This is a genomic window from Streptomyces sp. NPDC005263 (genome assembly GCF_042872365.1).
GTDB lineage: Bacteria > Actinomycetota > Actinomycetes > Streptomycetales > Streptomycetaceae > Streptomyces.
Genome location: NZ_JBIAKJ010000001.1, coordinates 1,149,276 through 1,167,515 on the forward strand (window position 1 = coordinate 1,149,276; position 18,240 = coordinate 1,167,515).

The 18,240-nt window shown below is 71.1% G+C and carries 20 protein-coding genes and 2 pseudogenes; 11 read left to right on the forward strand and 11 right to left on the reverse strand.

Annotation, left to right across the window (positions count from 1 at the left end; genetic code table 11):
- Positions 1-62: 62 nt before the first annotated feature.
- Positions 63-137 (reverse strand): annotated as a pseudogene (locus tag ACFYRY_RS05205) (hypothetical protein); the annotation flags it as partial.
- Here ACFYRY_RS05205 and ACFYRY_RS05210 point away from each other — a divergent pair.
- Positions 138-344: a hypothetical protein gene (locus ACFYRY_RS05210; protein WP_389141138.1), complete on the forward strand. Its 207-nt coding sequence runs from the start codon at positions 138-140 to the stop codon at positions 342-344. It begins immediately after the preceding pseudogene.
- A gap of 10 nt (positions 345-354) precedes the next feature.
- Here ACFYRY_RS05210 and ACFYRY_RS05215 read toward each other — a convergent pair whose 3' ends face one another.
- From ACFYRY_RS05215 to ACFYRY_RS05230, 4 genes are all read right to left on the reverse strand, one after another.
- Complete coding sequence (locus tag ACFYRY_RS05215) at positions 355-1,161, reverse strand: GntR family transcriptional regulator (protein ID WP_389140208.1); 807 nt, start codon at positions 1,159-1,161, stop codon at positions 355-357.
- A gap of 135 nt (positions 1,162-1,296) precedes the next feature.
- Positions 1,297-1,836 (reverse strand): hypothetical protein, encoded by a 540-nt coding sequence (locus ACFYRY_RS05220; protein WP_389140211.1) that lies wholly within the window; start codon positions 1,834-1,836, stop codon positions 1,297-1,299.
- 187 nt (positions 1,837-2,023) lie between these two features.
- Positions 2,024-2,239 (reverse strand): 4-oxalocrotonate tautomerase family protein, encoded by a 216-nt coding sequence (locus ACFYRY_RS05225; protein ID WP_356768561.1) that lies wholly within the window; start codon positions 2,237-2,239, stop codon positions 2,024-2,026.
- Between the two features lie 97 nt (positions 2,240-2,336).
- Entirely contained in the window at positions 2,337-3,173 is an 837-nt protein-coding gene (locus ACFYRY_RS05230) for an SDR family oxidoreductase (RefSeq protein ID WP_389140214.1), read from the reverse strand.
- A 201-nt stretch (positions 3,174-3,374) separates the two neighbouring features.
- Between ACFYRY_RS05230 and ACFYRY_RS05235 the strand changes: the two genes are divergently transcribed.
- Both ACFYRY_RS05235 and ACFYRY_RS05240 read left to right on the forward strand, forming a co-directional pair.
- Positions 3,375-4,247: a helix-turn-helix transcriptional regulator gene (locus ACFYRY_RS05235; protein ID WP_389141094.1), complete on the forward strand. Its 873-nt coding sequence runs from the start codon at positions 3,375-3,377 to the stop codon at positions 4,245-4,247.
- A gap of 309 nt (positions 4,248-4,556) precedes the next feature.
- Positions 4,557-4,918 (forward strand): annotated as a pseudogene (locus ACFYRY_RS05240) (hypothetical protein).
- An 86-nt stretch (positions 4,919-5,004) separates the two neighbouring features.
- Here the strand turns inward: ACFYRY_RS05240 and ACFYRY_RS05245 are convergent.
- A complete protein-coding gene (locus tag ACFYRY_RS05245; RefSeq protein ID WP_389140217.1) occupies positions 5,005-5,766 on the reverse strand; it encodes an SDR family oxidoreductase in 762 nt (253 codons plus the stop codon).
- 207 nt (positions 5,767-5,973) lie between these two features.
- A complete protein-coding gene (locus tag ACFYRY_RS05250) occupies positions 5,974-6,606 on the reverse strand; it encodes a methyltransferase (RefSeq protein WP_389141096.1) in 633 nt (210 codons plus the stop codon).
- A 68-nt stretch (positions 6,607-6,674) separates the two neighbouring features.
- On the opposite strand from ACFYRY_RS05250, the gene ACFYRY_RS05255 reads away from it, so the two are divergent.
- The 4 genes from ACFYRY_RS05255 (at position 6,675) to ACFYRY_RS05270 (ending at position 10,137) form a co-directional block, all read left to right on the forward strand.
- Entirely contained in the window at positions 6,675-7,469 is a 795-nt protein-coding gene (locus ACFYRY_RS05255) for a helix-turn-helix domain-containing protein (protein ID WP_389140219.1), read from the forward strand.
- A 152-nt stretch (positions 7,470-7,621) separates the two neighbouring features.
- A complete protein-coding gene (locus ACFYRY_RS05260) occupies positions 7,622-8,875 on the forward strand; it encodes an IS1634 family transposase (protein WP_389140222.1) in 1,254 nt (417 codons plus the stop codon).
- A 39-nt stretch (positions 8,876-8,914) separates the two neighbouring features.
- Positions 8,915-9,226 (forward strand): hypothetical protein, encoded by a 312-nt coding sequence (locus ACFYRY_RS05265; protein ID WP_389140224.1) that lies wholly within the window; start codon positions 8,915-8,917, stop codon positions 9,224-9,226.
- 575 nt (positions 9,227-9,801) lie between these two features.
- On the forward strand, positions 9,802-10,137 hold the full coding sequence (locus ACFYRY_RS05270; RefSeq protein ID WP_389140227.1) for a hypothetical protein: 336 nt from the start codon (positions 9,802-9,804) through the stop codon (positions 10,135-10,137).
- A gap of 173 nt (positions 10,138-10,310) precedes the next feature.
- On the opposite strand, the gene ACFYRY_RS05275 is transcribed toward ACFYRY_RS05270, so the two are convergent.
- From ACFYRY_RS05275 to ACFYRY_RS05285, 3 genes are all read right to left on the reverse strand, one after another.
- A complete protein-coding gene (locus ACFYRY_RS05275; RefSeq protein WP_389141098.1) occupies positions 10,311-10,664 on the reverse strand; it encodes a winged helix-turn-helix transcriptional regulator in 354 nt (117 codons plus the stop codon).
- A 152-nt stretch (positions 10,665-10,816) separates the two neighbouring features.
- Positions 10,817-11,572 (reverse strand): YcnI family protein, encoded by a 756-nt coding sequence (locus tag ACFYRY_RS05280; protein WP_389140229.1) that lies wholly within the window; start codon positions 11,570-11,572, stop codon positions 10,817-10,819.
- A gap of 33 nt (positions 11,573-11,605) precedes the next feature.
- On the reverse strand, positions 11,606-12,205 hold the full coding sequence (locus tag ACFYRY_RS05285; protein ID WP_389140231.1) for a hypothetical protein: 600 nt from the start codon (positions 12,203-12,205) through the stop codon (positions 11,606-11,608).
- Positions 12,206-12,503: 298 nt separating this feature from the next.
- On the opposite strand from ACFYRY_RS05285, the gene ACFYRY_RS05290 reads away from it, so the two are divergent.
- The 3 genes from ACFYRY_RS05290 to ACFYRY_RS05300 all read left to right on the forward strand — a co-directional run bounded on the left by ACFYRY_RS05290 (position 12,504) and on the right by ACFYRY_RS05300 (position 14,939).
- Positions 12,504-12,719 (forward strand): hypothetical protein, encoded by a 216-nt coding sequence (locus ACFYRY_RS05290; RefSeq protein ID WP_389140233.1) that lies wholly within the window; start codon positions 12,504-12,506, stop codon positions 12,717-12,719.
- Positions 12,720-12,819: 100 nt separating this feature from the next.
- Entirely contained in the window at positions 12,820-14,085 is a 1,266-nt protein-coding gene (locus ACFYRY_RS05295) for a glycosyltransferase family 4 protein (protein WP_389140235.1), read from the forward strand.
- 35 nt (positions 14,086-14,120) lie between these two features.
- On the forward strand, positions 14,121-14,939 hold the full coding sequence (locus tag ACFYRY_RS05300) for a hypothetical protein (protein ID WP_389140237.1): 819 nt from the start codon (positions 14,121-14,123) through the stop codon (positions 14,937-14,939).
- A 16-nt stretch (positions 14,940-14,955) separates the two neighbouring features.
- On the opposite strand, the gene ACFYRY_RS05305 is transcribed toward ACFYRY_RS05300, so the two are convergent.
- A complete protein-coding gene (locus ACFYRY_RS05305; RefSeq protein WP_389141100.1) occupies positions 14,956-16,857 on the reverse strand; it encodes an ABC transporter ATP-binding protein in 1,902 nt (633 codons plus the stop codon).
- 150 nt (positions 16,858-17,007) lie between these two features.
- On the opposite strand from ACFYRY_RS05305, the gene ACFYRY_RS05310 reads away from it, so the two are divergent.
- On the forward strand, positions 17,008-18,072 hold the full coding sequence (locus ACFYRY_RS05310; protein ID WP_389140239.1) for a YbhN family protein: 1,065 nt from the start codon (positions 17,008-17,010) through the stop codon (positions 18,070-18,072).
- Positions 18,073-18,240: the final 168 nt, after the last annotated feature.

Consider the following 18,240-nt stretch of genomic DNA (forward strand, 5'->3'; position numbering starts at 1 on the left):
GACCCGAAGACGTGGTGGTCGCCGGGGCCCGAGTTCATGAACGTGGCTGTGCCGGGGATGCGGTCCGACAGCCGGAGGCCGAGGATGCGGGCGTAGAAGGCCTCGGAGGCGACCAGGTCGGAGCTGAAGATCAGCATGTGTCCCAGGCGCTGGCGGCGGGGCTTCGCGTCCGCGTTCAGCGAGCGGGCCTGATCGGTCCGCCGGACGCGGTCGCCGACGTTGACGTCCTGCGCGTCGGTGGTGCCGAACTCGCGCCAGGAGGCGATCTGCTCGTCACGGAGGTTGATCAGGTTGCCCTCGTTGTCGTGCAACCACAATCCGCCGGGCAGGTCGGCCCGGTCTGACGTTCTGACGTCAGGACTGACCGTTGCCCGCGATCCCCAGCGCGGTGCGGGTGGCCACGGGTTCGTACTCCGGGGCGATGTCCGCCAGCACGTTCAGGGCGGTGCGCGCGAGATGATGTGCGATCACGCGTACCGCTTCGTCCTGGTCACTGAGCCGCAGCGCCTCAAGGAGTGCTTCGTGCTCGGCGTTCGCCCGGGCCCAGGAATTGTGTACGCCCAGTCGGGCCAGCCGGATGTAGCGCTCGCTGTGCTCGCCGAGCGAGGTGAGCATGCGCTGCAGGTGCGGTCCCACCGCCTGCGTCGCGATGCGGTGGAATTCCTTGTGCGCCGCGTGCCACTCGTCCGAGCGCTCGTCGGCCGCCATGTCCTGCATGCGCTTGAGTGCTTCGCCCATGGTCTCCAGGTCCCCGGGCGCGATCGACTTGGCCGTCACGCTCACCGCGAGCGCTTCGAGCATGATCCGGGCCCCGTAGACGCCGTCCAGATCCTGGGGGTCCACGGCGCGCACCTTCGCCCGCTGGTCGGGCTGTGCGTCGATGAGCCCTTCCTCCTGGAGCAGCCGGAACGCCTCACGCATCGGCGTGCGGCTGACGCCCAGCTTGCGTGCCATCTGAGCCTGCAGCAACGTGGACCCCGGCGGCAGTTCACCGCTGAGGATCATCTCCCTCAGCCGTCCGTGCACGTCCAGGGCGAGTCGGCGTCCGCCCGCGGTCGGCTCGGGTGCGGTGCCCGCCGACTTGGCCGGGACCGGCGGCGCGTCGTTTCCGTTGCCTGTCGGCCGTGGCTCCTCGGGGGTCTCACCCTTCCTGCTGCTCATGTCCGGAGTCTACCCAGGTGTATGCAGCTGCGGCACGCGGAAGCGACAACGTGCCGCATTCGGCGGATATATCGCTGGAGGCTCGCTTGAAGGCGTGGCTTCACTGTATCCACTCGCCGGGAGGCGCGACGGGTGTCACTCCAACGGCCGCCGGCCCGCCTCACCGTCCGGGGTGGGGCCGATCAGCGACTGGAGCGGGCGGGAGGGCTGCCAGTCCGGCATGAAGCGACGGCGCAGGCCGGCCACCGCCTCCAGGCCACGCAGGGTCACGCCGGGTGGGGTGGACAGTCCCGCGGGCCCGAGGAGGCCGGGCGCCGCGGCCCGTGCGACGCCCTCCGGCAGGCCGTGGCGCACCAGAGCCGCTTCCACGCCCGACGCCCCGGAGGCCAGGAGCTTCGCCGTGCTCAGACGACAGACCTCGAGGTAGGCGCGGATGTGCCGTGCGGTGGCGATGGCGCGGGCGGCCACCACCACTCCGGTGAGGAGACCGGGCGCCACCTGAAGGTGGCCACCGAGGCGCGGGTAGCCCTTCTCCGCGGCCAGGACGTCGAACGGCGGGTGGAGCGTGGTCCCGTCCACGGCGCCTGTCGGCAGGACCTGGAACCTCTGCAACGTGCCGCCCACCGCGACGAGTTGACTGTCGTCGACCGGCGAGTGGGCGACATCGGCGAGCACGGCACGCAGGACGAACGCGAAGGCGCTGTGCGCGTTGTCGACCGCCCACCGCAGACGTGAGCCAGGCGTCCGGGGCGAGGGCCGTGCCGGCCGAGCACGCGGGCGGGACCAGCAGGTCGGGCCCCGTCCCGGGCGCCGACCGGCTGTCGGCAGGCCACGCCGGTGTGGGGCACTGCCTGCGTGGACCTCAGGCCTCAGGGGTCTGCTCGAGCATCGCGAGGGTCAGGACGTTCCCGCCGATGCCCCAGCCGCCGTCGGCCACCTCCTCGACGAGGACCATGGTGTTGGCGCGGGCCCGTTCCCCGTAGATCTCCACGTAGAGTTCGGTGGTGCGGGTGACGATCTTCTCCTTCTGCTTCTCGTCGAGGGTGCCGGCAATGACCTTGAAGTTGGCGAACGGCATGGTGGGTCTCTTTCCTGGAAGTGGCGTCAAAGGGAGTTGCCTGCGGTGCGGTGTGGGGCATGCGGTGTCGGCGGCTTGACCGGCGTCCGCGCCTCGGTCAGACGATGCCGCCGTTGGCGCGGATGACCTGGCCGTTGACCCAGTGGCCGGCCGGCGAGGCGAGGAAGGCGACCACCTCGGCGATGTCGGCGGGGGTGCCGAGCCGTTCCAGTGGGGGCTGGGCCGCAAGGCGGGCGACGGTCTCCTCGTCCTTGCCGTCGAGGAACAGGTCGGTGGCGGTGGGGCCGGGGGCGACGGCGTTGACGGTGACGTCCCGGCCGCGCAGCTCGCGGGCGAGGATCATCGTGAGCGCCTCGACTGCACCCTTGCTGGCGCTGTAGGCGCCGTAGCCCGGAAAGGCGAGGCCGACCACGGACGTGGAGAAGGTGACCATCGCCCCGCCGCTGCGGATCTTCCGAGCGGTCTGCCGGGCGACGACGAAGCTGCCGCGGATGTTGGTGCGGTGCACCGCGTCCAACTCGGCGAGGTCCAGGTCGGCGACCGATGACAGGTACATTCGGCCGGCCGCGTGGACGACCACGTCGACGCCGCCGAACTCGGACTCGGCGGTGTCGAACAGCGCGGCGACCTGCTGCTCGTCGGCGACGTCGGCCTGGACGGCGACCGCCCGGCCACCGGCGGCCGTGACCTCCTTGACAGCGGCCTCGGCCAGCTCACGGTTGCCCGCGTAACCGACCACCACGGCGAATCCATCGGCGGCCAGCCGACTCACCGTCTCGCGACCGATACCGCGGGAGCCGCCGGTGACGATGGCGACCCGGGGGCGGTCAGCGAGATGGCCGGAAGGGTGGCCTTCGGGGTGGTTGAGCGCCCTGTGACTGGGCGCGGTATGACTGGGCTCGGTGTGACTGGGCGCGTTTTCCTGGGTCGACATGGAGACTCCCGCGAGAGTTGCCGGACAGGGACTGCCACGACGGGATGTTCGTGGCGGGAGGGGGCGGTCGGCGTCGTCACCTGCCGCTCCCTGGCGTACGGCTCCAGCGTGAACCGGCGCTGCCGCGCCAACCAGGGCTGTCCCTACCCAGGGGTTGCCACCCCCTGGCTCAGGCCCCCGGCAGGAGCGACGATGGGGAGCGTGAACCACTCCGAACTCGCCGCCTTCCTGAAGTCGCGACGCGCCCTCATCCGCCCGTCCGACGTCGGTCTCCCCACGGGCCCGCGACGCCGGGTGCCGGGACTGCGGCGTGAGGAGGTCTCCCAACTGGCGGGCCTGTCCGCCGACTACTACACCGAGTTGGAACGGGGACGCGGCGCCCAGCCCTCCGCTCAGGTGCTGGCCGCCCTGTCCCGGGCGCTGCGTCTGAACGGCGACGAGCGGGACCACCTGTTCCATCTCGCCGGCCGTCTCGTGCCCCCGGCCGCGCACGGCCCGACCGCGCACGTGCAGCCCGCCCTTCTCGGCCTGCTGGACCAGCTCACCACCACCCCCGCCCAGGTCATCACCGACCTGCACGAAACCCTGGTCCAGAACCACCTGGCCGCCGCGCTGATCGGCCGGCCCCCGACGGCGCGCGGTCCCGAAGCCAGCTTCGTCCACCGCTGGTTCACCGACCCGGGCGCCCGCGCCATCTACCCGGTGGAGGACCACCCCCACCACTCGCGGGTCTTCGTCGCCGACCTCCAGGCGGTCGCCGCACGACGCGGCGGTGACACCGAGGTGCAGCGGATGGTGGCCGCGCTACGGCGGCGCAGCCAGGAGTTCGCCGACCTGTGGGACACCCACGACGTCGCTCTGAGACGTACCGACCACAAACGCATCGTGCACGCCACGTTGGGCGTCATCGAGCTGGACTGCCACAGCCTGTTCAGTGAGGACGGACGTCAGCGTCTGCTGTGGTTCAGCTCCCCACCCGGCACCGAAGGCGCCGCCCAGCTGGAGCTTCTCTCCGTGATCGGCGCCCAGGACATGACGCCCCGTGCTCCCGAACTCGGACGCCCACAGACCTGAGTCCGACGAGCCTAGGAGTATCGCGGCCACCTCGCGCCGCTGCGTCGGGTGTGGTGCGGGGCTGCTGTCGAACGCATGGACAGCGACAACCTTCTGGGACAGTTCCTGCGAGCTCGGCGCGGCCTTGTGCAGCCCGAGGAGCAGGGCCGCGTGCGGAACCCCTCGGTACAGGTGGTCGACGCACTGGCCCGGGCGCTGTTGCTGGACGACGAGGCGACCACCCATCTGCACCGGCTGGCCCGGCCCGTGCCGGGTCGTTCCCGCAGGCACCCCTCGCGTCAGCGGGTGAGCCCCGCCCTGGCGCGGATGATGAACAGCTGGGACGGCACACCGGCCGTGATTCTGGGGCGCTGCATGGACGTGCTGGCGCACAACTCCCTGGGCGTGCCCTGTTCGCCGGCCACACCTACAGCGGGGACCTGATGCGGCTCGTCTTCCTCGATCCCGACGCCCGGGATTTCTACCCGGACTGGGACCGGGTCGCCGCCAACACCGTCGGCGGTCTGCGCGAGGCAGCGGGAACCGACTACGACGACCCGCGGATGATCGAGCTGGTGGGCGAGTTGTCGCTGAAGAGCGAGGCGTTCCGCACGTTGTGGTCGCGTCATGACGTCCGCCAGAAGAGACATGAGACCAAACGCCTCTCATCACCTTCGGTGTGCCGTACGTGACTCCACCCCTGGTGGACCAACTGGGCTGCGAGGTCGGGTCGTTCGTGCCCGTCCCGGGTGCTGCCGGCCCTGCCACCGCTTTCGCGCTACGGGCGCTGCCGCGCGGGCCGGATGACCAGCTCGTTGACGTCGACGTCGGCGGGCTGGCTGATCGCATAGGAGATCGCACGAGCGATGGCATCGGGCGGGATGGCGGCCGCGCGGTAGGCCTTCATCGCCGCCGCGGCTCCGGGTTCGGTGATGGTGTCGGCCAGTTCGGACTCGACGACGCCGGGTGAGACGGTGGTGACCCGGATGAACGGCTCGACCTCCTGCCGCAGCCCTTCGGTGATCGCCCGGGCCGCGTACTTCGTGGCGCAGTACACGGCGGCCGTGGGAACCACGGAGTAGGCGCCGACCGACGCGATGGTGACGAAGTGTCCGCTCTGTCGGCGCTGGAAGTGCGGCATGGCCGCGGCGATGCCGTGCAGCAGTCCCTTGACGTTGACATCGACCATCCGGTCCCACTCGTCCACCAGCAGGGAGTCGAGCCGCGACAGCGGCATGACTCCGGCGTTGTTGACCATCACGTCGACGTGCCCGCGAGCGGTGACCGTTTCGTCGACGAACCCGGCCACGTCGTCCCGGTCGGTGACATCGAGACGGCGCACGTCGATGCTGCCGCCGTCGGCTCGGACGCTCTTCGCCAGGTCGGCCAGCCGATCCTCTCGACGCGCACCGGCGACGACATGGTGGCCCTCCGCGGCGAGCCGCCTGGCGATGCCTTCGCCGATGCCACTGGTGGCACCCGTGACGAGTACGACCTTCCGGCCGCCCTGCTCGGTGATCTCCGAGGTTGTCCCAGTCATCGCGTCCTCCTCGCTCGGTCGGGGCGAAAACCCCGGCAACGGTTCGTTCACCCGTGAACTTGCCGTGTTTTCGACTGCCGGAGAAGGCTGGGATCTTCCTAGGAGCGCCGCACCCCCCAGGCCGGCCGACGAGGACACGGCGGCCTGGACGGACGCTCGACTCGCCGCGCCGCGCCGCCAGGAGAGAGCGGCCCGTCAAGCGGCTCGTCAGACGGCGACGAGTTCCATACCGAAGTAACCGCCGCTCACGGGGTAGGTTTTCGAGCGGCGCCAGCCCGAGGCCGCGAAGAGGGAGTCGAATTCGTCCAGATCGCGTTCCTGGCCGTTGGTCATCGTGAGCATGGCCATGTCCGCCCGGGTGGCGAAGTCGGGCTCGCCGATCTCGCCGATGACCATCTCCACGACCAGTGCGCGTCCCCCCTCGTTCACGGCTGACCGGCAGTTCCGCAGGATGTCCGTGCACTGGTCGTCGTCCCAGTCGTGCAGGATCGTCTTCAGGAGGTAGAGGTCCGCGGGAGGGACCTCCGTGAAGAAGTCGCCCGCGACCGCGCTGAAGCGGTCGGACAGACCACGCTTCTCGGCGGCGCCGCGTGCGCTCCCGACGGCGTGCGGCAGGTCGAGTACCTGTCCGCTCAGGTGGGGGTGGGCCTCCATCAGCGCCAGGACGAAATCACCGTTCGCCCCGCCGACGTCGACCACGCCGGACACCCCGTCGACGGAGACCGCGTCCACGACACCGTGCGTCACCAGGCCGGACAGGTCCCCCATCGCCTCAGCGAAGAGCGCGGCCTCGTCAGCGTTCTCAGGTTGCGCGAAGTACTCGAAGATGTCCGCGCCCAGCGCCCGCTTGCTCTGGGAGGTTCCTTGCGTTCCGGGTCAGTGTCCGCGCGGCCAAGCTGCACGACACGGTGATCGCCGACTTGTACGGTGAGTCGCTGGCCGGTGGCACCCGGGGTTCCTCCCACCACCTCGACGACACGGTCCTGGTGCATGTGATGCGGCGCGGCAGGTGGCGCTTCGTCCGACCGCGCGACGGCGGCGAGGCTTCGGTGCCGGCCGGGCAGTTCATCGTGCGGCACAACGGCCCGCCGGTGCGTTTCGAGATGGAGCCGCGTACGACGGCGAGTGTGCTGATCCTGCCTGCCTCGCTGCTCGGACCGCGGATCGGTGACCGGCCGGTCGTGGGGCCTGCCGACTCGGCCGAAGCGCGACTGCTCACGGCCTACACCAAGGTGGTCGAATCGACCCTGGACGACCTCACCCCGGCCGGTGCGCAGGCGGCCCGCAACTGCCTGGTCGAACTGGTCAAGGGGGTACTGACGCGGGGGTTCGACGACAAGGAGCCCCGGCTCGCGCCCGCGCTGGCCCAAGCGGCGAAGGAGCTCGTGGACAGCCGCCTCGCCGATCCCGACCTCTCCCCCTCCGCCCTGGCCCGCGAACTCAACGTCTCCGTACGGACACTGCACAGGGCGTTCGCAGCGGCCGATGAGACGGTGAGCGCGTATGTCCGCCGCAGACGACTGGAACACGCCCGGCTCGAACTCGCCTCACCGGGTGGCCGACCCAGCGTGTCGGAACTCGCCGCCCACTGGCGGTTCGCCGACAGCAGTCACTTCATTCGCGCCTTCAAGAAGCAGTACGGCCAGACGCCCACCCAGTTCGTCCGGTCGAACACCCGTGATGGAGCACGTCTGGAGCGCTAGACCCGTACTTCGCGGGTCGTTGATTCGTATGGTGTGACCGGTCCGGGGGTGTCCTGGGCCGGTGGTGTGGCGTTGGGTGGGGTGTGTCGATGACTTCCCGGTCCCCGCGGCCACGGTCTCAGCGTCAGCGCATTGAAGTGGTGGTGACGTCCGTGGTGGAGAAGCGTCTGGGCGCTCTGCCTGTCGCTGCCGCGTTTCTGCGCCGGCTGGATGTCGCCGGGATCGTCGACGAGGTGTGTCCTGGTGGCGCGAGTGCGCTGGTGACGCACGGGCAGGTGATCGAGGCGCTGGTGGCCAACCGGCTCACGTCGCCCGCGCCGCTGGTGCGGGTGGAGGACTGGGCCAGGTGCTGGGCGGTGGAGGAGGTTTTCGGGATCGAGCCCGGTCTGCTCAACGATGACCGTCTGGCCCGGGCACTGGATGCGATCGCCCCGCATCTGGAGCACATCGCGGGCACGGTCGGAGCGCGTGCGATCGGTGCGTTCGGGATCGATGTGGCCCGGATGCACTGGGACATGACCAGCATGTCCGTGCACGGGGCCTTCCCGGCTGAGGGCCAGGAGGAGGACTTTCCCGTCATCGGCTACGGGCATCCCAAGGACCGGCGCTTCGATCTGAAGCAGGTCCAGGCCGGGCTCGCGGTGTCGGCCGACGGCGGCATCCCGCTCCATGCCCGGGTCTTCGGCGGTGGTGCGGCCGAGGTCAGCCAGGTCGTCGGCGCGATGAAGGACCTGCGGGCCATGGCCGGTGAGCGCGACTTCCCGATGGTCGCCGACTCCAAGCTGGTGTCCTACTCCATCATCCGGGCCCTGCTGGCGGCCCGGGTCCGGTTCATCGCCCCGGCCCCGGCCGCGCAGGTCGAGGACGTGGTCTATGCCTCTCTCGATCCCGCGCAGGCCACCGTCGTGGACTGGGCGCCGGACCGGGACGCGGACAAACCGCCCGAGCTGCGCGAGACCTACCGCGTGCTGGAGGACACCCACACCCTGACCGGGCCCCGCAAGAGCGATCCTCCGCTCACCGTGCGAAGGATCCTGGTCCACTCCACCGCGAACGCCGCCGGCCGGCAGGCCGCCCGCAGCAAGCGTCTGGCCAAGGCTGCCGAGGACCTGAACAAGCTCACCACCGCGGCAGGCAGACGCCACTACAAGACCCGGGAGAAGATCGTTGCCCGGATCGGTGTCTTCGCCGCCATGCGCCGTGTCACCTCCTGCCTGCGCTGGACCGTCACCGACAACGGCGACGGCACCCCGGCCCTGACTTGGCACTTCGACCAGGACGTGCTGAACGCCGAGGCCGCTGTCGACGGCTGGTACGCACTGCTGACGTCCGTCCCCGCCGACCCCGCAGGCCCGGCCGAGGCCCTGATCCACTACAAGGGCCAGGGCGCCGTCGAGCGCCGCTAACACGACTTCAAAGGACCTCTCGCGGTCGCGCCGGTCTTCGTGCAGCACAACCGGCGCTTCGCCGCCCTGATCCAGGTCATCTGCCTGGCCCTGCTGGTCTTCTGTCTGATCGAGCGGCAGGTCAGACGCGCGCTCGGCCCCGAGCAGACCATGAGCGGCCTCTACCCCGACAACCGCCGCGTCCGCCCCACCGGCCGCATGATCTTCTACTACCTCGGCGAACTCACCCTGCGGATCGGCCACGTCACCGACCCGCCCACCGTCCAGATCACCCGCGGCGTCCAACTCCACCTCCTCGACCTACTCGACACCGACATCGGACAAACCCGCTGGCCACAGACCTGTGACTGAGTGTCCTGGCTGGTCAGTCCGGCCATTGCAGAGGGCCACGCAGCCTGGCGGGAACCTCAGCGTCTCCGGGCCCAGTCCGCCTGTGTGATGGGATGTCCGCCAACGCTCGCAGGGGGCGGGGATACGTCGCAGCGACGAACGAGGACAGGAGACAGGGGGCCATGACGAGCGGGCACCAGACTCACGGGGCAGGCTCCGGCCAGCAGCCGTTGCAGACACGCGCCCTGACCCGTGAGGCCGGGCGGGTACGGCAGCTCCTGGCCGCCGGGGAGTGGCGCCCCGCCGCGGCGGACTCCGAAGCAGCAGCGCGCGTTCTGGCTCGCCTCACGGCCCCGCCTCCAACCCGGCGGGCAGCAACCACACGGACGCTGGCCACGGACCGGGACCGGCGCCTCCAACGCATCCTGCGAACCACCCTCCACCACCTCGACGCAGGCACCGTCAGCCCGCCCGCAGCCGCCCTCCTCGCCGCCGTCGCCCGCGCCTTCCTGCCTTGGCACACCACCCCGAACCCACCGGGCGCAGCGGCGGCCCCGAGATACGGGTCCCCGGTGGGCACAGCGGACGGCCCGGCCGTGCCAAACACAGAGGCGGGCGAGGCCCTGCTCCCCGATCTGATCGCACTGTTCGCCGCGCTGGCCTCGGCGAGCTCACCCGGGACCGTCCCGCTCACGCCCCCGGCCGAGCCCTGGCAGGTTCAGTACACGGGCCGCTTCCGTCGTTACGGCAGACCCGCTTTCGGGGTGTGGACGGCCGAGACCATCGGCTGCCCGGCATGCGGGGGGAAGGCCGGCCCGTGGACAGTGACCTGCGACTGGCGCCTGATCTCGCTGGGCTGCCAGTGCGGGGCGGTGACCCACAAGCACGGCCTCGCCTTCTCCGAAGTCTGGCTCCTCCTACCAGACCTGTGACCGAGCGTCGTGGCCGACCGCCCACACAACGACGCTCAGTCACAAGACCTAAAACGGCGCCCCGCGAAGTCCGGGGCTAGACGGTGGAGCCCGCAGCCGACAGGTCCTGACGGTCCCGGGACCGCGGACACGGGGCCGGACAGCTCGTCGTCATCGTCGGGGGTGCGGAGTTCTCACCCCTTCGCCGCGTCGTACTCCTCACGCGCCGTCTGGATCGCCGCCATCCGTCGCTCCGTCCACTGCGCGAGGCCGCGGACCTGTTCGGCGGCCTCCCGGCCGAGGTCCGTGAGGGAGTAGTCCACGTGGGGCGGGATCACCGGCTTGGCGTCGCGGTGGACCATGCCGTCGCGTTCCAGGGTCTGCAGGGTCTGGGTCAGCATCTTCTCGCTGACCCTGCCGATCACCCGGCGCAGTTCGCCGAAGCGGTAGGAGCGGTCCAGCAGCGCGATCAGCACCAGGGTGCCCCAGCGGCTGGTGACGTGTTCCAAGGCCACGCGCTGCGGACACATCGTGTCGCCGCCGGCCATCCGCACACGGTCCACAAGCTTCGCCTCACTTACGTCCACACCCGTACCCTACTTCCCGAGCGGCACTTCCGAAAAGATAGTGCCCCTCCAGTGGAGCCGGCCGTCGCCCTGCCGACGGATCACGCCGTCTCCGTCGGCAGGGCAGGCGCGAGCTACTCGCCCCGGGATCCGGAGAACCGGCCGCGCACGACGACGAAGCCCGCCGCGGCCAGCCCCAGCAGACCCGCGATCAGCCCGGCGATCCCGAGCCCGCGGGCCGTCGAGTCGCCGGCGGACGCGGCCGACGTGGAGCTGCCGGCACTCTTCGGTGCCCCTGAAGGGGTCGTCGAGGTGGTCGAGGCGTCACCGCCCTCGCCCGTCGCGGCCTTGGCCGTGAGCTTGACGACCGGCGCCGGGTTCTCCGCCTCGTCGTCACCCGACGTCGCTACGTCGATCCAACGGACGATCTTGCCGTCGGAGTACGTCTGGAGTGCCTTGAAGGTCAACTGGCCCGTATTGTCCGGGAGTTGACCGAAGGCGACGTCGAAGTCCTCGTACTGGCCGGGCCTGATCCGCCCGCCGGTCCAGGTGATCTCCGAGGCCGCGTCGGTGATCGTGCCGTCGTCGGTCCTGACCGGCGTCTTCAGCTTCGTGTTCGTCACCTTGGCGGTCCAGCCGTCGTGCGGGGAGACGAGCACACCGAGGACGGGGTGGTCGGTGGGCAGGAAGACCTGGACCTTGGTGGTGTCGGCGGTGTCCTCCTCGTCGGGGACCCGGAAGGTGAGGAGGCCGTCGGTGGCGCCCTTGGCGTAGCTGTCTGGGTGGACGGTGACATGCGCGGACGCGGCGCCGGCGGCGGTGAGCACTCCGGCGGCGGCGAACGTGGCGACGAGGCCGACACGGCGCAGAGCAGTGCGTGTTCTGGACATGAGTGGGTGGGTCTCCGTACTGGGGGAGGGAGGTCAGGGTCGGATGACGTACGACATCTCCTCCGGCGGTCCGCGCCGGTGTACGGCGTACCGCAGCCGCAGCCGGTGCGACGGCCGGGTCTCATGGGCGAACCGACGTACCGGACGCGGTAGGACCGGTCCGCCCCGCGCTCCCTTCGCCACCTGCCACCAGGCGGCGAGCCCCGGTACGCACGCGACCGCCCACCGCAGCAGCGCCCACAACGCGGCCTCACCGCGCCGCAGCCACCAGGTCAGGACGACGGCCGCGCCGGCATGGGCGGCGGTGGCGTGCGGCGTCAGGGCATGGGCGTGGGCGTCGGCGGTGGACATCCGCATGCCCTGCATGGCCGTCACGGCATGCGGGCGGGCGGCGTCGAACACGAAGTGCAGCCCGCCCTGGACGGCCAGCGTCCCGCCGCCGATGCCGGTCAGTGACCGTTCCCGCCCGCTGAACAGGCAACCCGCCAGGAAGACGGGGACACCGCTCGCGAGCTGCAACCACACCGGCGGGGCCCCGCCCATGGCCAGCGCATGTCCCGCGGTGGCGAGCAGCACACACAGCACGGCGAACACCGCCGCGCGCAGGCTCCGGACCACCGGGGACGCACTCACATCCGCTGATGCTGCCACGCGGCCGAAGACGCTCTCTCCCCGCCTCCGCACAGACGGCCCGCCTCCTCCTCGGGAGTCGGACGCGGACCCTGTTCGGTTCCCGCCTCACCGGGTGAAAGCGGAGCAGTGGAAGCGGCCGAAGGAGCACCGGCGCACACTCGACGCCCGGCGCGCTTCTCGCCCGCACCGGCACCGCGCGTCCGCCTCGCCGCCGCCGGGTATCCCCCGGACAGACCTCGCGACCGCCGGCCCCGGACGCCGGCGCGACGCGACCCCATGCCCACGGAGGTGGAGCACCATGACCGACACCGGCGCGCTGCGACCCGTCGCGACGTTCTGCGGAGAGTGCGACTGCGGCTGTCCCCAGCTCTTCGTCGACCCGAACGCCCCGGCCGAGCAGCGGATCATCCTCACCGACGACTTCGGCCAGCGCGTGCAGATGAGCTTCGACCAGTTCTCCCACCTGGTCGCCGACGCCAAGGCGGGCAAGTTGGACGGTATCGCGCTGCCCTGACACGACGTGCCGGCGACTGTGACGCAGTCGTCGGGTCCGTGGGGGCTACGAAGTGGTAACGACACGCAACCGTGCGCCAGTTCGCATGGTCCAGTCCCCTATGAAGATCTCTTTCCTGCTCCACAACGCCTACGGAATCGGAGGCACGATCACCACCACCTTCAACCTGGCCCAGGCACTCGCCGAGCGCCATGACGTGGAGATCGTCTCCGTGCTGCGGCACCGCGAGCACCCGAGCTTCACCCTGGACCCGAGGGTCTCGCTGCGGCCGCTGGTGGACCTCAGGCAGGAGAAGGAGCACCCGTCACATCTGCGACCGGCGAAGGTCTTCCCCCGCTCCGAGTACCGGCACAAGCAGTACAGCGAGTTGACCGACCAGCGGATCGGTGAGTGTCTCGCCTCGATCGACGCCGACGTGGTGATCGGGACCCGGCCGGGGCTCAATGTGCATCTCGCGCTCCAGGCGCCGCGCCACGTCGCCCGCGTCGGGCAGGAGCACCTCACCCTGGACAACCACTCGCCCCGGCTGCGGAGCGCGTTACGCAACGCCTACCGTCGGCTGGACACGCTCACCACGGTGACCGAGGCGGACGCCGCCGCCTACCGGCGCAAGATGAGGCTGCCCGGGGTACGGGTGGAGGCCCTCGCGAACAGCGTGCCGGATCCCGGTCTTTCGGCCGCGGACGGCACCGCGAAGGTCGTCGTCGCGGCCGGCCGGCTGGTCCCGGTGAAGCGGTACGACCTGCTCATCGAGGCCTTCGCCATGGTCGTCGCGGAACGCCCGGACTGGCAGCTGCGCATCTACGGCAAGGGTGAGCAGCACGACCGGCTGCGGGAGCTCATCAGCAGGCTCGGGCTGTACAACAACGTCTTCCTGATGGGTGCGGTGGCGCCCATGGAGGCCGAGTGGGTCAAGGGCTCGATCGGAGCGGCCGCCTCCAACTTCGAGCCGTTCGGGATGACGATCGTCGAGGCCATGCGCTGCGGTCTGCCGGTGGTGAGCACCGACTGCCCGTACGGACCGGGTGAGATCATCAAGGACGGCGTCGACGGCCGGCTGGTGCCGGTCGGGGACCGTGACGCGATGGGTGCGGCCCTGCTGGAACTCGTCCGTGACGACGAGCGGCGCCGCCGCATGGGACGTGCGGCCCTGGAGAACGCGCGGCGGTTCGCCCCCGGCCCGGTGGTCGAGCAGGCCGAGCGTCTGCTGGCCGAGGCGGTCGCCGCGCGAAGAGCCGGACGACCGGTCGCCCAGGAACGCACCCCCGTGCGCCGGGTCCTGGTCAGCAAGGGATTCGCCGCCCGCGACACCGCGATCACCGCGGCGGGCAGCGCGCTGCGTGTCGTACGAGGGGGGCAGCGGTGAGCGGGAGCGCAGGAGAGACGGAAGGGACAGCGGCGGTGGGCTCGGAACCCGAGGTGCGGCCACGCGTCGGCTGTGCGGTCGACGCGGACGGCCGGATCACGTTCGACGTGCCGGCGCGGCCGGCGGAGGCCCGCCAGGTGCTGCTGCGGCTGCGTCCGAAGAAGGGACAGCCGGAGAAGATCCTCCACGTCCTCGACCTGGAGCCGGCCGGCGACGGCCGCCGACGGGCCGTCCTGGAGACCTGGCCCGTTCTCGCGGAAGGCCGGTGGGACGTCCACCTCCTCCAGGACCCCGACTCCCGGCGGCTGCGGCTGCTCCCGGGACCGCGCGACCTGCGGGTCCTCGTCGACGGTCACCTCCGTGACCGGCAGTCACCTCTCGCCGTCCGGATTCCGTACGTGACCAAGGACGGCCATCTGGCGATACGTGCCTGGCGACGCACCGCCCACGCGGAGGCCGCCGGCATCGAGGTCACGGACCGGTCGATGACGGTCGGCGCCCGCCTGCACGGCGCCTCGCTCGGGAAGGGAGCCGTGGTGCGCCTGCGCCGGCGGGGCGGCGACGGTGCCGTACGCACCCTGCAACCACACGCCGGGGACGACGACCGGAGCTTCTCCTTCACCGTCGACTACGAGGAGTTGGCCACCGGGACGGACGGCGGGAGCGGCATCTGGGACGCCTTCGTGCTGCCCGCGCCGGAGGCGTCGCCCATCCGGATGGCCAGGCTCCTCGACGATGTGGCGGACCGTAAAGAGGTGTTCGTCTATCCGACGGTCACGGTCGGAGGGGCCCTCGTGCACCCCTACTACACCGTCGACAACGACCTCTCCGTGAAGGTCACGAAGACCGGCTGAGGCCCAGGGCCGGCGACTACGCCGCCGCCCCGTCCTCCGACGCGATCTGCGTCACCTCGCCCGGCTTCTGCGCGAACTGCGTGTGGTACAGCTGCGCGTACCGTCCGTCCAGGGCCAGCAGGTCCTCGTGGGTGCCACGTTCCACGATCCGTCCGGCCTCGACCACCAGGATGAGGTCCGCGCTGCGGATCGTGGACAGCCGGTGGGCGATCACGACGGCCGTCCTGCCCTCCAGCGCCTCGGTGAGCGCCTCCTGGACGGCCGCCTCGGAGGTGTTGTCCAGGTGGGCGGTGGCCTCGTCGAGGATGACGACGCGCTGGCGGGCCAGCAGCAGCCGGGCGATGGTCATCCGCTGGCGTTCGCCGCCGGAGAGCCGGTAACCGCGTTCGCCGACCACGGTGTCGAGGCCGTCGGGCAGGGAGCGTACGAGGTCGTCCAGGCGGGCGCGGCGCAGGGCGTCCCACAGCTCCTCCTCGGTCGCCGTGGGGCGGGCGAGCAGGAGGTTGGCGCCCACGGTGTCGTGGAAGAGATGCCCGTCCTGGGTGACCATGCCGAGGGTCTCCCGAAGGGACCGCGCGCTCAGATCACGGACGTCGACCTCGCCGACCCGGACGGCGCCCTCGTCAACGTCGTACAGCCGCGGCAGCAGCTGGGCGACGGTCGACTTGCCGGCGCCGGACGAGCCGACGAGGGCGACGGTCTGTCCGGGTTCGGCGCGGAAGGAGATGCCGTGCAGGACCTCGGCGCCGCCCCGGGTGTCGAGGGCGGCCACCTCCTCCAGGGAGGCGAGGGAGACCTTGTCGGCTGACGGGTAGCCGAAGCGGACCTGGTCGAACTCGACGGCCACCGGACCGTCGGGGACCTCACGGGCGTCCGGTTTGTCCTCGATCAGCGGCTTCAGGTCGAGCACCTCGAAGACCCTCTCGAAGCTGACGAGGGCGCTCATCACCTCGACGCGGGCGCCGGCCAGCGCGGTGAGCGGGGCGTACAGGCGGGTCAGGAGCAGCGCGAGGGCCACCACGGCGCCCGGGTCGAGGGTGCCGCGCAGGGCGAACCAGCCGCCGAGGCCGTAGACGAGGGCCAGCGCCAGGGCCGACACCAGGGTCAGGGCGGTGATGAACACGGACTGGGCCATGGCCGTCCGTACGCCGATGTCCCGGACCTGGCGAGCGCGGACCGCGAACTCCTCGGACTCCTGATCGGGACGGCCGAAGAGCTTGACCAGGGTGGCGCCGGGCGCGGAGAAACGCTCGGTCATGCGGGTGCCCATCGCCGCGTTCAGCGCCGCGGCCTCCCGCTGCATCCGGGCCATCCGGCTGCCCATTCGCCGGGCCGGGATCACGAACACCGGCAGCAGCACCAGCGCCAGCAGGGTGATCTGCCAGGAGAGCGTGAGCATGACGGCGAGGGTGAGGACCAGCGTGACCAGGTTGCTGACCACTCCGGACAGGGTGTTGCTGAAGGCACGCTGGGCGCCGATGACGTCATTGTTGAGACGGGAGACGAGCGCACCCGTACGAGTGCGTGTGAAGAACGCGACCGGCATGCGCTGCACATGATCGAACACAGCGGTGCGCAGATCGAGGATGAGTCCCTCTCCGAGCGACGCCGACAGGCGTCTGCCGAGGATGCCGAGCGCCGCCTCCGCGACCGCGATCAGCGCGATGAGCAGGGCAAGCCGGACGACGGTGCCCTCGTCGTCGCCCGAGACGATCGCGTTGACGACCTTTCCGGCGAGCACCGGGGTGGCGACGGCGAGCAGCGCGGTCACCACCCCGAGGGCGACGAACCGGGCGATGCGGCGGCGGTGCGGGCGGGCGAACGCGCCGATGCGGCGCAGCGTCGCGCGGGCGAGGGGTCGTCGTTCCTGCTCGGCGTTCATGACACTGTGCAGTTGTGTCCAGGCCGTGGTCTCCATGCTCATAGGAAGGACCGTAGAGCCTCAAGCTTGCTTGAGGTCAAGGGAACCCCGCTGTCCGTCCCTGCGAAGGATCCGATGACCGTACGTAAGCCCATGTCCCCGCTTCCGCAACCCGCAGTTGGCGCAGGATGGGAAACCTCTCCGACTGTGACAGCGGTACATCTCCCCGATATCCCCGACCGCCCCGACTTCTTGCAGGTCTGCGACGTCAACGACGTCTCCGACCTCGCTGACCTCTCCGAGCGCTCCGACATCCCCGAGGGACGGCTCCCCCGCCGCGTCCCGATCCGTCGGCTGCGCCAGATCCTGTGCCTGCTTCCGCTCCTGCTCGTCACCGTCGTCGCCGTCCAGCACCGGTCGGTGCTCGCCGAGGGCTTCGGCCATCTGCGGCACGCCCAGTGGCCCTGGCTGGTGGCGGCGATCGGGGCGACGTGTCTGACCTGGGTCGCGGCCGCCGTGACCCGGCAGGGTGCCGTCGTCGAGGCGTTGCCGAAGCGGAGGCTGCTGGCCACCCAGTTCGCCGCTGGCGCGGCCAACCATCTGCTGCCGACCGGGCTGGGCGCGAGCGCCGTCAACCTGCGGTTCATGACGGTGTGCGGGCTTCCGCTGGCCCGTTCGTCCGCCGCGCTGGCGCTGTACATGCTGGCCGAGACGGTCGGCCGGCTGAGCCTGCTGGCCGCGCTGCTCTTCGCCTTCCCCGACGCGCTGCGGCTGGGTCCCCTCCTCCCTGACGGGGCGGTCGGCCCGCTGCTGCTGGTGGTCGGCGCGGCCCTGCTGGTCGCCGCGGGGGTGCTGGCGTCGGTACGACGACTGCGTACCGCCGCGTGCTCCTTCCTGCGCACCGCGTTCGGCGAGGCGCGCTCGGTGCACACCCGGCCCGCGCGGGCGCTGGCCCTGTGGGGCGGCGCGCTGGCGTTCCCCGCGTTGCAGGCGTCCGTGCTGACCGCGGTGGGCCAGGCGCTGGGGCTGCCGGTGCCGCCCGCGCACATGGCGGTCGCGTACCTGGCGGCGACGGTGGCGGTCGCGCTGGTGCCCACCCCGGGCGGCATCGGTTCGGTGGAGGCGGCGCTGGTCGTGGCGCTGGTGGCGGCGGGCGGCCCGGCCGCGGTCGCCACCGCCGTGGTCCTGGCCTTCCGGATCATCACCGTCTGGCTCCCGCTGGTGCCGGGGGCGTTGACGCTGGGCGCCCTGGTACGGCTGAAGGTGATCTGACCGGCTCCCGCGGCACCGACGCAGCCGGGGCCGGGCCGGTCGAACCGCCGGGGAAATCGTCCGAAACCACGCCGTCCGGCCGCCGTCCGGGTACGAACTCCTGTGCCGGATACGGCAGGATGAGCGGTCGCGCGGGCCACGGGGGGCCAGTTGGCCCGCACGATCGCA